This window comes from Pedobacter sp. MR22-3, assembly GCF_026240075.1.
Classification (GTDB): domain Bacteria; phylum Bacteroidota; class Bacteroidia; order Sphingobacteriales; family Sphingobacteriaceae; genus Pedobacter.
The window spans coordinates 285,791-301,008 of sequence record NZ_JAPIVF010000005.1 but is presented as its reverse complement, the minus strand read 5'-3'; the positions used below and the strand labels follow the sequence as shown (position 1 = coordinate 301,008).

Sequence of the window (15,218 nt, the reverse complement as noted above, 5' to 3'; positions counted from 1 at the left end):
TTCCCTATCTTCGTTCTCTTTTATTTAAACCTGATTTAATGCAACCTAAAAAGCAGCTCTCACTCTTTGATTTATCCATGATCGTAGTGAGTTTGGTGATTGGAATGGGAATTTTTCGTACGCCGGTAAATGTGGCTGCAAAAGCTCAGATACCTGAACTTTTCTATTTGGCATGGTTTATTGGTGGCTTTGTGGCATTTTGCGGGGCACTTACGTATGCAGAAATTGGTTCCAGATACCCTGTAACAGGAGGATACTATAAAATCTTTTCTGCCGCTTATCATCCTTCAATTGCTTTTGCAATCAATTGCATCGTCATCATTTCAAGCGCGGCATCTGTAGCAGCTATTTCTATTATTGGAGCAGAATATTTAGGCAAAATTGTTTTACCAGCCCATATGCAAACTGATGTTTATCGGGTAGCCATTGCCATTACCACCATTTTAGTCTTTTATTTCATCAATCTACTGGGTTTAAAAGCAAGTTCAAAAACGCAAAATATATTAACAATAGTGAAAATCGGCTTGATTTTGCTGCTCATCTCAGCGGTATTTTTTGGTTCACAAACCGAAACCATCATGCCTGTATTTAAAACGCATACGGGCACACGGCCAGGGTGGACAGATTATGGAAAAGCTTTGGGATTATGCTTAATTGCCGTGTCTTTTTCTTACGCAGGATACGCACAAACCATTAATTTCGGGGGTGAAGTGAAAGAAGCCAAAAAAGTGATTCCACGTTCAATCATCATTGGCCTATCCATTATTGTTGCACTTTACCTGATTATCAACTACGTTTATGTTCGGGTAATCGGTTTCGAAGAACTTAAATCTGCCGAAAGTATCGCAGCCATTTTAGCTTCCAGGATATTTGGACCTGCTGGTTTTAAGATGCTTTCAGTCATTATTTTTGTTTCTGTAATGGGTTATGTAAATGTGAATTTATTGAGCAATCCAAGGGCCATGTTTGCCATGGGTGAAGAAGGGGCACTTCCAAAGATTTTCAGCAAAATGAATCAGAAAACGGAAGTGATTACCATCAGTTTAACCGTTTTCACTTTAATTGCGGTGGTCATTATCTTTTATGCCAAAACTTTCGACAAAATCTTAAACTACACCATTTTTCTGGAAAGCATCAGTATGGCCAGTTCTGCCGCCACCATCTTTATTTTAAGAAAGCGGACAGCACATCTTGATCAGAAAAGCATTTATACCGTCCCTTTATATCCTATATTGCCCATTATATTCATTGCGGCTTATACTTTTGTTGCGTTTAGCATTTATGCAGACGATCCTGGCGCAGCGCTCAATGGTTTATTTATTTTTACAGGTTTTCTGGTTATTTATTTTGCGACCAAACTATTTCAAAAGAAACGTAATTTTTCTAATAAAAACTAATCAAAAGCATATAGTTTTCAACCACTTTCTGCAAATAAAGTTGTTACTTGAAACTAATTAGAAGCGCACAGGTTCGTTACCAAAAGAATAAATCAAATGGAAAAAATTTAATGAATAAAACGCTCACTTTAAAACAAGAAATTACTTATGCAGCAGGCATGATTGGCTGGAGTACAATGACAAATATTATCATTGTAATGCTGCCTTTTTTTTATTTGCCTCCAAATCATTCCGGCTTACCTGCTTTGGTTCCGCAACTTGTTTTTTTAGGCGCGTTCAATATTTTATCCATTATTGCCGCATCCGGAAGATTGGTTGATGCCTTGTTTGATCCCTTCATTGCAGGCAGAAGCGATGCCAGTAAAAATCCGAATGGCCGCCGGATGCCATTTATGAAATGGGCGATTGTACCGGCCATGCTGTTTTGCGGATTGGTGTTTTATCCTCTTCAAAAAACAGAGAGCTTACAAAATGCCTGGTGGCTGACCATCACCCTGTGCTTGTTTTTTATATCTGTAACCACTTATATTATTCCCTATAATGCCTTATTGGCAGAAGTAACCAACACCCCGCAGCAAAAAGTTAAATTATCCAGTTATCAGCAGGTTGGATTTGTAATTGGCATTATCTTTTCAGCTTGCACCAATAATTTCGCCGATCTCGTTCAGGACTACTGTACAGTGGCAAACCGGAGTGAAGCCATACAAATCGCCATTTGGGCTTTGTGTTTATTATCAGGCTTGATGATGGTGATGCCCATATTCACCATTAAGGAAAAAGACTTTTCTGTAGCCAGGCCAACACATGTACCCCTATGGCCCGCCATAAAAAACACCTTTAAAAACAAAAACTTTAAGTATTACCTGATTTCAGATTTTGCCTTTTATACCGCGTTAAGTATCATTTCAAGCGGATTATTATTTTTTTGCACCGTTTTACTAGGTTTACCGGAATCAGAGGGCGGGAAATTTATGGGTACCATGGTAATCGCTTCTTTATTATTTTATCCGCTGATTACTTTCGGATCGGCTAAAATTGGCAAGAAGCCTTTTGTATTATTGGGATTCGGCATCCTGTGCCTGATATTTGTAACCATTTATTTCTTGGGCAAACTCCCGTTCGGTCCTTACACACAAATTTATCTTCTGGTACTCTCAGCCTCTTTTCCTTTGGCTGCCCTGGGTATTTTGCCCACAGCCATCTTAGCAGATATAGCTCAAAAGGATACTTTAGAAACCGGTGAAAACCACGAAGGAATGTTTTTTGCAGTGAAATACCTTTTTGTAAAATTAGGGCAGACTTTAGGCATCGCTATTTTTGCCATGCTCACGATTTACGGGAAAGATCCGGGAAATGATTTTGGCCTCCGCCTGAATGGAATTGTAGGATTCGGACTTTGTTTACTGGCACTTTTATTTTTTAGCAGGTTTAAGGAAGAAAAATAAATCCATTAAACGGGCTGGCATAAAAAAACGCATGAAACAGATTGCTTCATGCGTTTTTTAAAATTAAGGCTATTAGTACCCTGGACTTTGTTTCAAGGTTCCGTTACTTCTGTCAATCTGATCCTGAGGTAATGGAAAATATTCGTCTCTTGATTCAATCGTTATACCATTCAGATAGTTGAAGTATTTTCCTTCAAAGGTAAAATAACTCTCCAGTGTCTGCTTGGCAATCCCCCAGCGCACCAGGTCAAAAAAGCGGTGTCCTTCCATCGCCAATTCCAGTCTGCGCTCAAAACGAACCGCATTCCTGGCATAAGTAGCATTTGGAAATGATGGATATGGGCTAACTTTGTAAGCTGCCGCCGGCGTACCGTTAATTGTTGTCGGGGATATTTTAGCTGCCCGAAGTCGAACAGCGTTCACTAATGTTAATGCTGTAGAAAGGTCATTTGTTTCAACAGCACATTCTGCGGCCATTAGATAAACATCACTTAAACGGATAAGATTAACATTTAAACCGGTGACGTTAGTCATACCCGGACCAGTACCCGAAGCAATCTGAGAAGACTCAATTGAATTTTTTACCGCTACAAACGGGCCACCATTACTGGCATCCCTGATCCAGCTATCGCCAGCCATAATTCCCCAATCACGATAAGGTACACCGCGGCGTCCGATGGTGGATTCTATTCTTGGATCAAATGCTATTGAACGATCTAACTGATAACTGGCTTTCTCAGCAGCTGATAAATTTAAATCAGAAGTATAAGCATTGGTTCGGTAGCTACCATCTAACAGTGGTAAGCCTGAAGCATCTACTTTAAAGGCATTGGCTAAATCAATAGTTGGCTGAAAAAATCCGCAGCAGTTAATTGGTGTTACCCCTCCATAAGGGAAATTTAACATATCACCCACATTGCCATTATCACCACCTGTTCCGTCTGTACCTACCGAATGCTGTACAGCTACGATAGATTCTGGTCCGTCTTCTTTGGTAATATCAAAATTATCGCCATAAGGCATATCTACCAAACTTCCTTTTGCCGTAATGACGGCATTAAGTTGAGCATAAGCTTCAGCATAGCGTTTTTGGTATAATAAAACCTTTCCAAGGTAAGCCTGAGCAGCATATTTATCCATACGACCCTTTTGACCTTTAGGTTTAGTGGTTCCAAGGTTTGCTACTGCAGCCTGAAGATCCTCAATGATATTCGGGTAGATATCCTTGTCGTTGGGAACAATGGCTCCGTTTGAGGCTTCGGTAACATAGGGCACCATTTTAAAAACCCTCACAAGAAAGAAATAATAATGCGCCCTGAGCAGCCTGGCTTCGCCCTGAATTTCTTTCGCCCTGCTATCTGAAAACTTTGTAGCACCACTTCCAGATTGTAGCGTTGCAAGTACCTTTAGAGTATTGTTACAACGTTGAACACCTTCAAAGCATCTATCGTACAAGTTAGCGAGGTTATCATTTGTGCTGGTAGGCGAGTGTTGCTCTATGGCATTCATATTAGGCTGATCTCCATTACTACTGCCTTTGTGCGCATTATCAGAAGCTACTTCACCAAATAACCATTGGCTCGGTGCTGCACCATAATTACCCCATGTGCCATTAATATTACCATTGAGCAGACCGTATGCACCTACAAGTAAACCCTCTACCCCATCCTGTGTGGTCAATTGTTCTGCTGTAAGCTCAGCCTGCGGGTTTAGCGAAAGAAAGTCCTTTTTGCACGATACGCTACTTAAAATGAATATGAATAAGAAAATATATTTTATATGTTTCATCTTGAAATCTTTTAATTAAAATCCAACATTTATACCTAATAAAAACTGTCGAGGTGATGGATATACCCCCTGATCAACCCCCGGAGCAGTGAAGCCATCCGTAATCTGACTAACTTCCGGATCTACGCCTGTATATTTGGTGATGGTAAATAAGTTACTCGCTGCAACATATACCCTGAATTTGCTGATACCTGCTTTAGATCCAAAAACTTTATCAGTAGGGATGGAATATCCGATCTGAAGATTTTTAAGCCTTAGAAAACTACCATTCTGAATATAGTAACTGGAAGAAGCAAATTCTACATCAGATGCACCCGTATATGCAGATGGGATAGTACTGGTAGGGTTGCTTGGACTCCAGGCATTTAGCAAACGGGTACTTTTGGCCCCATCAAATGATGGGAAATCGGTAAAGTACCGGGTAGCTTCGAAGATATCATTACCTTGTACACCATATAAGAATGCTGTAATATCAAAATTATGATAAGAGGCGTTCAGATTAATACCATAAGTAAAATCAGGATTTGGATTTCCAATAATGGTACGGTCTTTCGGGTCAATCACACCATCTCCGTTAATATCCATGTATTTTAAGCCACCTACACGGGCACCAGTATAAGATGGGCTGTTCTGGATATCTGCTGCACTCTGGTAAATTCCATTGGTTTTATATCCATAGAAAGATCCGAATGGGGCACCTTGCTGTAGAACACTGGTTTGCAAACTTCTGTAATTACCATACACCTGGTTGAAAATTCCGGGAGCAAGCTGATCAATTTTATTTACGTTTCTTGAAAAGTTAACACCAATATCAAACTTAAATGGATTATCGGCTTTTCTGCCATAGTGATAGGCCACATTAAATTCGATCCCTTTATTGCTCATATCACCAATATTCACAAATGGAGAACTTCCGCCTCCAACTGCGCTTGAAGGTAAAGGCAGGTTATAAAGCATATCGGTAGTTTTCTTATTGTACCAGTCTACTGATCCATCAAAAGCACCTTCAAATAAGGTAAAATCTATACCCACATTCAGGGCTTTTAATGATTCCCATTTCACATCGGAATTTAGATAAGCATTTTGCCATACACCAGTGGTGAGCGTATTTCCACCTCCAACGGCATAAGCTGCATTCGTGATCGAACTTTGGTACCTGTTGATATACTGATATGGCGGAATCCGCTGGTTACCCGTTTGACCGTAACCTACACGAAGTTTTAAGTCACTTACCCATTTGACACTCTTCAAAAACTCCTCTTCCGATAATCTCCAGGCTATACTCCCTGCGGGATAAACACCGTATTTGTTTGCCGGACCGAAGTTAGATGATCCATCCCTCCGAACGGTTACGCTGGCCAGGTAGCGGTCATTAAATGAATAATCTACTTTTCCAAATATGGAGAATAGGGAACCGATAGCGCCTGTGCTGGAATTACTGATATTGGAAGATCCGGTGTTGAGGTAATAATAATCCAGATCGCCTAGTAAAAAGAAATCATTTCTTGATCCATTTAATTGTCTGGATCTTGAACGTATGGCTTCAGTACCAACCAATACATTTAATTTATGCTTTTCATTAAAGGTAGCACTATAATTTAAAGTATTAGACCAGGTCCATTCTGTATTATAACCCTGGTATTCGCTTAAATTATTAGAGTTATTTCCTTCCGAGAATTCGAGGTTTGGATAACGCATAGACATCCCGTTATAATTTTCATAACGGATACCGAAATTCGTTCTCAATACCAAACCTTTCAGAATATCGCCTTCGGCAAACATATTACCGAAAAAGAAATTGCTTTTGTTTAAATTATCCTTTGCCCTGTAAAGAAAAGCAACTGGATTTTCAGCATTTCCGAGCTGACTTCCACGGCTTCCTGCAAAATTTCCGTTAATGTCATAAACCGGAATAATTGTCGGAATCCTGTAGGCCCAGCTTAATGCACTACCCTGATCTTGGTAACCACCTGGCGTATTTGGATTTACACCAAAACCATATCCTTCAGAATAACTGTATTGCGCGTTTTCACCAAAACGAACGTGTTTGTTGAATGCACTAACGGTTGTATTTGATCGAAGGTTATAACGTTTAAAACCTGTATATTCAATTGTTCCCTTCTGATTAAGATAGCCTGCAGACAAGGCATAGGTTGAATTTTCAGAACCGCCTGTTGCGCCTAGCTGATAATTTTGTACCGGAGCCGAACGGGTAATCTCATCAAACCAGTTTGTTCCTTGTTTGTTGGCCTTGGTTATCTGGTAAAAAAGCGAAGGATCCCGGCTGTAATTGTATCTTGACGGATCAGCATCTGCCGAAGTAACATCCTGCCCTAAAACAGATCCTGCGACCAAATATTCTGGTAGTACCGGCGTTGTTCCAGAACCATAATTTCTCCCTGCAGCAATTGCTTTCCCGGCATTGGTATAGCTGTCAAATACATATTGCGCATATTGTTGCGGATTCATCATTTCTGGAAAACTGCCTTTCCGGGGTACCTGCGTGCCATAATAAGAATCGACGGTGATTTTTGGTTTGCCGGATGTTCCTTTCCTGGTAGTGATAATTACAACCCCGTTATTTGCCCTGGAGCCATAAATTGATGCTGATGATGCATCCTTTAGCACCTGCATACTTTCGATATCATTCTGATTAAGCCAGGAGAGTTTACCTTCAAACGGCACACCATCAATAACATATAGCGGCTCATTATTATTAATGGTACTTGTTCCCCTGATTCGGATCTGCGGTGTTGAACCTGGTGCACCATCATTAATAATCTGTACACCAGTAGCCTTTCCCTGCAATGCTTCCACCGCACTTGCTGCAGGCTGAGCTTTTAAAACACCCATATCCACTACGGCTACGGCACCGGTTAAATCTTTTTTACGTTGCGAAGAATAACCGGTTACCACCACCTCGGTTAAATTGTTATTCTCCGCCTGTAGTATTATTGAAATATTGGTCTGGTTGCCAACTGTTACTTCTTTATTTGTAAATCCAATAAATGAAATTACCAATACATCTGATGGCTTTGCACTGATTGAAAATGCGCCATTGGCATCAGTTGTTGTACCTCCTGCCGCATTTTTAAGTTTGATTGTTGCACCTATAATAGGAAGTTGATCATCACTGGCAATAACCTTACCAGTAACTTTAGTTTGGGCAGTTGCGCCAATGGCATACAACAAACCCAAGCACAGAAGAAGGAATCCCCTCCTGAAAAAGGATAGATTTTGTTTCATAATTTATATTTTGGTTAGTATTCGTTTTTAGATCCGACTCACCTACTTGTAAAGGAGTTCGAAGCTATTGGCCCTATCATAGATCTGTTAGTAACGGAGAATGGTTGTTCGCCCGATGTGAGGATTTAAAGGTGTTACGAGATAGGTTAAGGAACCAATTTGTGGATAAAGTACAGGTAATGCCATACGTAGAATTTTATTTGGTTAGTTAATAAGTTTATTCGTAGTTTAAATCATACTTTACAAACAAATTATGTATATTTCTGATTATAAACTGATTACAAATTAATCATAAAATCATTACAAGCCAAATAATATTTTTTTTAATCGGATTAATACAGCCATTTATAATGGGGAGCATTATTTTCATCCCTGATCTTTTGTAAAAATAATTTTTCTCGTCTCTCCGATTATTTCCCTATCTTTGTTGCCGAAGCAGGAATAAGGGCTTGCCATTCTGAATGGCATATTCTCTCCGCAAGTTAGTCCTTCAACAAATGATTGTTCTAGCTTCTTCAATAAATATTACAAAAATTCATACATGTTATTCAAAGAATTAAACCTCATAGCGCCTATTTTACAGGCACTGGAGAAAGAAGGTTATACACAACCTACCCCTATTCAGGAGCAATCCATCCCAACCATATTAAAAGGAAAAGATTTATTGGGCTGTGCGCAAACCGGAACCGGAAAAACTGCCGCCTTTGCCATCCCGATGTTGCAGCTATTACACGAAAAACACATCAATACCAAGGCAAATAAAAATATTAAAGCCCTGGTTTTAACACCAACCCGCGAGCTTGCTATTCAAATTGAAGAAAGCTTTAAGGCTTATGGCAGTAACCTTAACTTGCGTAGGCTGGTTATTTTTGGTGGCGTAAACCAACACTCACAGGTAGAAGCACTTAGAAAAGGTGTTGATATTTTAGTGGCAACTCCCGGCCGTTTACTGGATTTAATGAACCAGGGATTCATTAGCCTAAGTACCATTGAACTTTTTGTGCTGGATGAAGCCGACCGGATGCTGGATATGGGTTTCATTCACGATGTAAAGAAGGTGGTGGCCAAATTACCGGCAAAACGCCAGACTTTATTTTTCTCGGCCACGATGCCTGATGAAATTCAGAAATTGGCCAATACCATTTTATCCAGTCCGACAAAAGTAGAAGTTACACCAATTTCTTCTACGGCTGAAACCATTGTGCAATCTGTTTATTTTGTGGATAAGCCTGATAAAAAGAAATTATTAATCCATCTGCTGGAAGATAAAAAAATCGAGACCGCTTTAGTGTTTACACGTACCAAGCATGGCGCTGACCGGATTGTGAAAGATTTAGCTCATGCCGGAATCAAAGCAGCCGCCATTCATGGCAATAAATCGCAAAATGCCAGACAAAGGGCTTTAACTGATTTTAAAGATCGGAAAATTCGTGTGTTGGTGGCAACAGATATTGCAGCCCGTGGTATTGATATCGACCAGTTATCTCACGTTTTTAATTATGAGTTACCTAACATACCTGAATCATATGTACACAGAATTGGGCGTACAGGCCGTGCAGGTGCAAATGGTATTGCCATTTCTTTTTGTGATGCGGAAGAAAATGAATATTTGTTAGATATTCAGAAGCTGATTAAAATCACACTACCTGTAGTTGATGATCATCCTTATCCGCTTAGTTGGGAAAGCATGCTGGCTAAAAACCAGGTTAAACGTAAACCTCAGGCACAATCTAAAGGTGGTGGCGGTAAAAGAAGTGGTGATGGAAATATGAGTGGCAAACCGCGTAACGCCAGCAATAATAGAAGACCAGGCGGAAATAGAAATAAGGCGAAAGCTTAAGCCTGTCCGTCGTTCTGAACTTGATTCAGTATACAATATGATTTAGATGCTGAATAACGATTTCCCATAAAATCGGGAATGAGGATAGCCTAAAGAAGCAAATCCCGAATTGATTGCTCAATCCGGGATTTGCTTTTTATTAAAGAATAGAAAGAAAGACCCTATGCCTTAAACTTTCCATCCTCAACCTTAAACAACTACATTAATAATCTTTCCTTTAACAAAAATGATTTTCTTGGGTGCTTTGCCATCCAAAAATTTCTGGAACTGTTCATTGGCCAATAGAATGGCTTCTACTTCTGGTTGTGCCAGGGTTAAACTCAAATTCAGGTTCATTTTCATTTTACCGTTCACTGAAACGGGATAAGCAAACTCATCCTCCACCAGGTGATCCGGATTAAAGGTTGGGAAAGCCGTGTAAGACAAGGTTCCTGCTTCATTCCCCAGCTGTACCCAAAGTTCTTCACAAATGTGCGGTGCATACGGTGATAAGATCACCACCAGATCCTGCAAAACAGCACGTTTATTACATTTTAAATCGGTCAGCTCATTTACCGCAATCATAAAACTAGATACAGAAGTATTGAAAGAGAAACGCTCAATATCGTCCTGCACTTTTTTAATGATTTTGTGTAAAGCTTTCAGTTCTGCCTTGGTTGGCTCCGCATCAGAAACCGTAAATTCCCAGGCTTCATTGTGGAATAATCTCCAGAATTTCCGCAGGAACTTAAATACGCCTTCAATCCCATTGGTATTCCAGGGTTTACTTTGCTCCAACGGACCTAAGAACATTTCATACATACGCAAGGTATCTGCGCCGTAACGCTCAATCAAATCATCAGGATTCACCACATTGAATTTTGATTTAGACATTTTTTCGACTTCAACACCGCAAATGTATTTGCCGTTTTCCAGAATGAATTCGGCATTGGCATATTCTTCTCTCCACGACTTAAATTTATTCAAATCTAAGGTATCGTTCTCCACAATGTTAACATCAACATGCAATGCTGAAGTTTTGTATTCCTTTCTTAATCCTGCTGAAACAAAAGTATTAGTTGGCTTTCCATTCTCGTCATTGATGCGGTAAACAAAATTACTTCTACCTTGGATCATCCCCTGGTTAATCAGTTTTTTGAAAGGTTCTTCTTCTTTAGTATAACCCAGATCTTTCAAAAACTTATTCCAGAAACGACTGTATAGTAAGTGGCCCGTTGCATGTTCAGAACCGCCGATGTATAAATCAACAGCCTGCCAGTAGTCAACCGCTTCTTTAGCTGCAAAGTCAGTATCATTACTGGCGTCCATATAACGGTACCAATACCAGCTGCTTCCAGCCCAGCCTGGCATGGTGCTTAGCTCATAATGATCACCGGCAGAAGGCGTCCAGTTGTTTGCCCTTGCCAAAGGTGGCTCACCCGTTTCAGTAGGCAAATACTTATCAATTTCTGGTAATATGAGGGGTAATTCCTCTTCTTTTATTAAATATGGTAATCCATCCTTAAAATAAACCGGAATCGGCTCACCCCAGTAACGCTGACGACCAAAAATAGCATCACGCTGACGGAAGTTAACCTTTGCTTTACCAACATTTTCATCTTCCAGCCAGTTATTTAAAAGTGGAACAGCTTCTTTATAGGTTAATCCATTGATGAAAGCTGAATTAATATATTTCCCCTCTTTGGTTGGGTCGGCCTGCACATCAATGTCTTTCTGTGCGTCTAAAATTTGAATAACCGGCAGATTAAAATGCGTCGCAAATAACCAGTCACGCTGATCGCCGCTCGGCACACCCATCACCGCGCCTGTTCCATAACCTGCAAGTACATAATCTGCAATGTATAATGGAATACGTTCACCACTCACCGGATTAATGACATAGGTACCGGTAAAAGCACCTGAAACTGTTTTAGTGTCCGCCATGCGGTCTAATTCAGATTTCTTTTTGGTTTGGGCTATATAATTTTCTACTTCAGCTTTTTGCTCAGGCCTAGTTAATTCAGCAACCCATTCGTGTTCAGGCGCTAAAACCAGGTAAGAAACCCCGAAAATGGTATCTACGCGGGTGGTGAAAACCTCAATGTAGTCTGAAGTACGGAGTACAGCATCAGAAGTCTCATTCGTAGATCGTAAATCTTCAATCTTAAATTTAACTGATGCGCCTACGCTCTTTCCAATCCAGTTGCGTTGCATTTCCTTCACGGGTTCCGGCCAGTCGATGGTATCTAAACCTTGTAAAAGTCTGTCAGCATAGGCAGTGATTCTCATGCTCCATTGCATCATTTTTTTCTGTTCCACCGGAAAACCGCCACGTTCAGAGAAACCATCTTTAACTTCATCATTGGCCAGAACTGTTCCTAAAGCCGGGCACCAGTTCACCGTACTTTCCCGTAAATAGGTTAAGCGGTATTTCAACAATTCAGTTTGCTTTTCTTCCTCCGTAAAGGTTGCCCAATCACTTGGCAGGAATGATTTTACGTCTTCGTCGCAAGCGGCTTTTACATCAGCCGACCCTGAAGCATTAAATTTCTCAATTAAAGTGGTGATGTCTTCAGCACGATCATTTTCAAGGTTGTACCAGGAATTGAACAATTGCATAAAAATCCACTGTGTCCATTTATAGTATGATGGCTCGCTGGTACGCACTTCTCTGCTCCAGTCAAAAGAAAAACCAATCTGATCTAACTGGCGACGGTAAGTGGCAATGTTTGCCTCAGTGGTAATGGCCGGATGCTGACCAGTTTGTATGGCATATTGTTCTGCAGGCAAACCGAAAGAATCATAGCCCATTGGATGCAAAACATTAAAACCTTTAAGGCGTTTGTATCTTGAAAAAATATCAGATGCAATGTAACCCAGTGGGTGACCAACGTGTAAACCTGCTCCTGATGGATAAGGAAACATGTCTAGCACATAATATTTTGGTTTTTCAGAATTGCTTTCGGCTTTAAAGGTTTGATGATCTGCCCAAAATTTCTGCCACTTTTGTTCTATTTCTTTGAATTGGTAATCCATTGCAAGTTTTAAATTTTTAAAGGAGCGAAAATACGGAAATAAAAAGCTTAAAAAAACAGAATAGATGACTATTCAAAATCCTTTAGGTTTTTAAAACCCCATAAGGATTGAAATATAAAAAAGCGCCATTGGCTATCAATAACCAATGGCGCAAGCAAACACTAGGGAATTAGATTTTATCTGGTGAGGTAATATACCTTTACAATGTTGGTTTTATCTATTTTAGCAGTAAACTGAAATTGCGATTGTGTCAGGCTTTTAACGGTTGCATTTGAAACACCTTCGGGAAAAGACATCACGAAATTGTCTCCAAGGGAGGTTGTGTACGTACCTATAGTACGCTGATTATTTAAACTCAATTCCACCTGGTCATCATTATCAGATTTGAAATCCAGATAATCATTAATGGTATAATTAAATGTTCCGTTAAGAGATGGGTTTGTATTTCCGGAAACTTCGATTTTATTGACGGTCCATTTCCCCATGATCCGGGCTTTTAAAGAAACAGTATCTTTTTTACAGGATAATAATGCTGTTGTTGCAATAAATAATAAGCCAATTACGGTAATTTGTTTTTTCATTCAGAATAGATTTTAGGTTTTTACTAGCATTATAAACGCCTGATCTCCGGATTTCGTACCGGTTTCAAAAATTTGGGTACTGCGCTGCAATATTTTCAAGTGAACTAAATCACGGGCAGGGCCGTTATATTCATTTAGAATAGCTTTATATTGGTGTTTATCAGGTATAATTTATATTTTCGCAAAAACAAAATTGAAATACATGGAAGAATTCGAAGTAAGTGACGCATCTAAGAAAACCAAAACCGTATATATCTCTACCATTATTAGTATTGCGCTGGTTTTATTAATGCTGGGCCTGCTTGGGTTGGTACTTGTACATGCCAAAAACCTGTCCAATTACGTTAAGGAAAATATTGTTTTAAATATTATTGTTGATGAAGGTGCAAAAGAAACGGATGTGCTGGCTTTTCAAAAAGAATTAAATGCCAACCGTGCCGTGAAGCAAACACAATATGTAAATAAAGAACTGGCGGCGAGAAACCTGACCCAGGATTTAGGTGAAGATTTTGTTAACTTTTTAGGCTACAACCCGCTTACCTCTACTTTTGATGTTTATCTGAAAGCGGAATATGCTAATAATAAAAGTATTGAAACTTTAAAAGCCAACATTGCTAAAAACCCTGTTGTAAAAGAAGTGGTATATCAGAGTTCTTTAATTGATATGGTAAATAAAAATATCAATACCATTGGCTTAATTATCCTGGCATTTGCGGCATTGCTTTTAATTATTGCCATTGCACTGATTAACAACACCATACGCTTAGCCATCTACTCACAAAGATTTTTAATTAAAAGTATGCAGCTCGTTGGTGCAACGAAAAATTTTATCCGACGTCCTTTTCTATTATACGCAGCCTTACATGGTTTAATCGCAGCTTTCATCGCGATTATTATCTTACTGGCTACATTAATATATGCACGGAAAGAAGTTCCTGAAATTATTATTTTAAACAACTATAAAGAGTTTGGCTTTGTATTCGTTGGCTTAATTATTATGGGCATTTTTATTACAGGCATTAGCACCTGGTTTGCGGTAAGCAGGTATTTACGTTTAAAATCTTACAATCTTTATAGATAATGGCATTAGAAAAAAAGACAAGTCCGGTAACGAAGGACGTAAAAAGTGAATTGGTTTTTACCAAAAAAAATTATCAGCTATTGTTAATCAGCATGGGTATTGTAGCACTGGGCTTCATATTAATGATGGGCACCACTGGCGATATTTATGATTTTAGAAGGACCTTACTCGCACCCCTCGTTGTGCTTTTTGGCTTTGCCTTCGGCATTTATGCAATTCTTAAAAAATAACTTTGCTTTAAATAAAGTCTTTTTTTAACTTTATGATATGACGACTACAAATCTGCAAATAGAAATAAATTCTTTGCCCTTGGATCTGAGACAGGAGGTGGCAGATTTTGTAGAATTCTTAAAAACGAAAAAAGCAAATAAACCAAAATTAAAGTCACGAGAATTTGGTTACGCAAAAGATAAAATCAAGTTAGCGGATGACTTTGGTGAACCATTGGAAATGTTTTCAGATTACATTTAATGGCTTTTTTGTTAGATACACATACTTTCCTTTGGTTTGTTGCCGGCGATAATCAATTGTCTGAATTGATAAGAAAAAAAATATTAAACCTTAATGAATCTTGTTTCCTAAGCATTGCATCACTTTGGGAGATTGCCATCAAAAAGCAGATTGGAAAATTAGTATTAAATGTAGGTTTTGATGAATTATCTAGATTTGCAGAAAGAAATCAAATTGAAATCGTTTCAATTAATGAAACCCATCTAACAACTTAACTAACTATTGCCTTGATCACCCATGACCCGTTCGATAGAATTATTGTATCTCAAGCACTATCAGAAGATTTAACTCTCATTTCAAGAGACAAAAAACTCA

Annotated in this window: 11 protein-coding genes; 7 read left to right on the top strand and 4 right to left on the bottom strand. The window is 39.2% G+C overall.

The window, feature by feature from the left end; genetic code table 11:
- Window positions 1-38: 38 nt before the first annotated feature.
- Window positions 39-1,397, top strand: a complete 1,359-nt coding sequence (locus OQ267_RS13830; protein ID WP_088300309.1) for an APC family permease — start codon at window positions 39-41, stop codon at window positions 1,395-1,397.
- Window positions 1,398-1,444: 47 nt separating this feature from the next.
- The gene (locus OQ267_RS13825; RefSeq protein WP_265836369.1) at window positions 1,445-2,842 is read left to right on the top strand and encodes an MFS transporter; all 1,398 of its coding nucleotides are present in this window, start codon (window positions 1,445-1,447) and stop codon (window positions 2,840-2,842) included.
- Window positions 2,843-2,914: 72 nt separating this feature from the next.
- Here OQ267_RS13825 and OQ267_RS13820 read toward each other — a convergent pair whose 3' ends face one another.
- Window positions 2,915-4,630 (bottom strand): RagB/SusD family nutrient uptake outer membrane protein, encoded by a 1,716-nt coding sequence (locus OQ267_RS13820; protein WP_265836368.1) that lies wholly within the window; start codon window positions 4,628-4,630, stop codon window positions 2,915-2,917.
- Between the two features lie 15 nt (window positions 4,631-4,645).
- Window positions 4,646-7,876, bottom strand: a complete 3,231-nt coding sequence (locus OQ267_RS13815) for a SusC/RagA family TonB-linked outer membrane protein (RefSeq protein ID WP_265818990.1) — start codon at window positions 7,874-7,876, stop codon at window positions 4,646-4,648.
- Between the two features lie 541 nt (window positions 7,877-8,417).
- On the opposite strand from OQ267_RS13815, the gene OQ267_RS13810 reads away from it, so the two are divergent.
- Window positions 8,418-9,716 carry a DEAD/DEAH box helicase gene (locus OQ267_RS13810; RefSeq protein ID WP_265836367.1) on the top strand — a complete coding sequence of 433 codons (1,299 nt, stop codon included), beginning with the start codon at window positions 8,418-8,420 and terminating at the stop codon, window positions 9,714-9,716.
- Window positions 9,717-9,905: 189 nt separating this feature from the next.
- Here OQ267_RS13810 and leuS read toward each other — a convergent pair whose 3' ends face one another.
- Window positions 9,906-12,731, bottom strand: a complete 2,826-nt coding sequence (gene leuS, locus OQ267_RS13805; RefSeq protein ID WP_265836366.1) for a leucine--tRNA ligase — start codon at window positions 12,729-12,731, stop codon at window positions 9,906-9,908.
- A gap of 176 nt (window positions 12,732-12,907) precedes the next feature.
- On the bottom strand, window positions 12,908-13,312 hold the full coding sequence (locus tag OQ267_RS13800; RefSeq protein ID WP_265836365.1) for a hypothetical protein: 405 nt from the start codon (window positions 13,310-13,312) through the stop codon (window positions 12,908-12,910).
- A 202-nt stretch (window positions 13,313-13,514) separates the two neighbouring features.
- Between OQ267_RS13800 and OQ267_RS13795 the strand changes: the two genes are divergently transcribed.
- From OQ267_RS13795 to OQ267_RS13780, 4 genes are read left to right on the top strand one after another with little or no spacing between them, the layout of a single operon-like run.
- Window positions 13,515-14,393, top strand: a complete 879-nt coding sequence (locus OQ267_RS13795; RefSeq protein ID WP_088300315.1) for a cell division protein FtsX — start codon at window positions 13,515-13,517, stop codon at window positions 14,391-14,393.
- Window positions 14,393-14,623, top strand: coding sequence for a DUF3098 domain-containing protein (locus OQ267_RS13790; RefSeq protein WP_265818994.1), 231 nt, complete (start codon window positions 14,393-14,395; stop codon window positions 14,621-14,623). The genes OQ267_RS13795 and OQ267_RS13790 overlap by 1 nt, the downstream gene beginning before the upstream one ends.
- Before the next feature lie 37 nt (window positions 14,624-14,660).
- Complete coding sequence (locus tag OQ267_RS13785) at window positions 14,661-14,864, top strand: DUF2281 domain-containing protein (RefSeq protein ID WP_265836364.1); 204 nt, start codon at window positions 14,661-14,663, stop codon at window positions 14,862-14,864.
- Window positions 14,864-15,118 (top strand): type II toxin-antitoxin system VapC family toxin, encoded by a 255-nt coding sequence (locus tag OQ267_RS13780; RefSeq protein ID WP_265836363.1) that lies wholly within the window; start codon window positions 14,864-14,866, stop codon window positions 15,116-15,118. Before OQ267_RS13785 ends, OQ267_RS13780 begins: the two co-directional genes overlap by 1 nt.
- Window positions 15,119-15,218: the final 100 nt, after the last annotated feature.

Coding starts and splice junctions, on each gene's coding strand:
- leuS (WP_265836366.1), bottom strand. CDS start 12,731: ATGGATTACCAATTCAAAGAAATAGAACAAAAGTGGCAGAAATTTTGG.
- OQ267_RS13785 (WP_265836364.1), top strand. CDS start 14,661: ATGACGACTACAAATCTGCAAATAGAAATAAATTCTTTGCCCTTGGAT.
- OQ267_RS13795 (WP_088300315.1), top strand. CDS start 13,515: ATGGAAGAATTCGAAGTAAGTGACGCATCTAAGAAAACCAAAACCGTA.
- OQ267_RS13790 (WP_265818994.1), top strand. CDS start 14,393: ATGGCATTAGAAAAAAAGACAAGTCCGGTAACGAAGGACGTAAAAAGT.
- OQ267_RS13815 (WP_265818990.1), bottom strand. CDS start 7,876: ATGAAACAAAATCTATCCTTTTTCAGGAGGGGATTCCTTCTTCTGTGC.
- OQ267_RS13800 (WP_265836365.1), bottom strand. CDS start 13,312: ATGAAAAAACAAATTACCGTAATTGGCTTATTATTTATTGCAACAACA.
- OQ267_RS13830 (WP_088300309.1), top strand. CDS start 39: ATGCAACCTAAAAAGCAGCTCTCACTCTTTGATTTATCCATGATCGTA.
- OQ267_RS13780 (WP_265836363.1), top strand. CDS start 14,864: ATGGCTTTTTTGTTAGATACACATACTTTCCTTTGGTTTGTTGCCGGC.
- OQ267_RS13810 (WP_265836367.1), top strand. CDS start 8,418: ATGTTATTCAAAGAATTAAACCTCATAGCGCCTATTTTACAGGCACTG.
- OQ267_RS13820 (WP_265836368.1), bottom strand. CDS start 4,630: ATGAAACATATAAAATATATTTTCTTATTCATATTCATTTTAAGTAGC.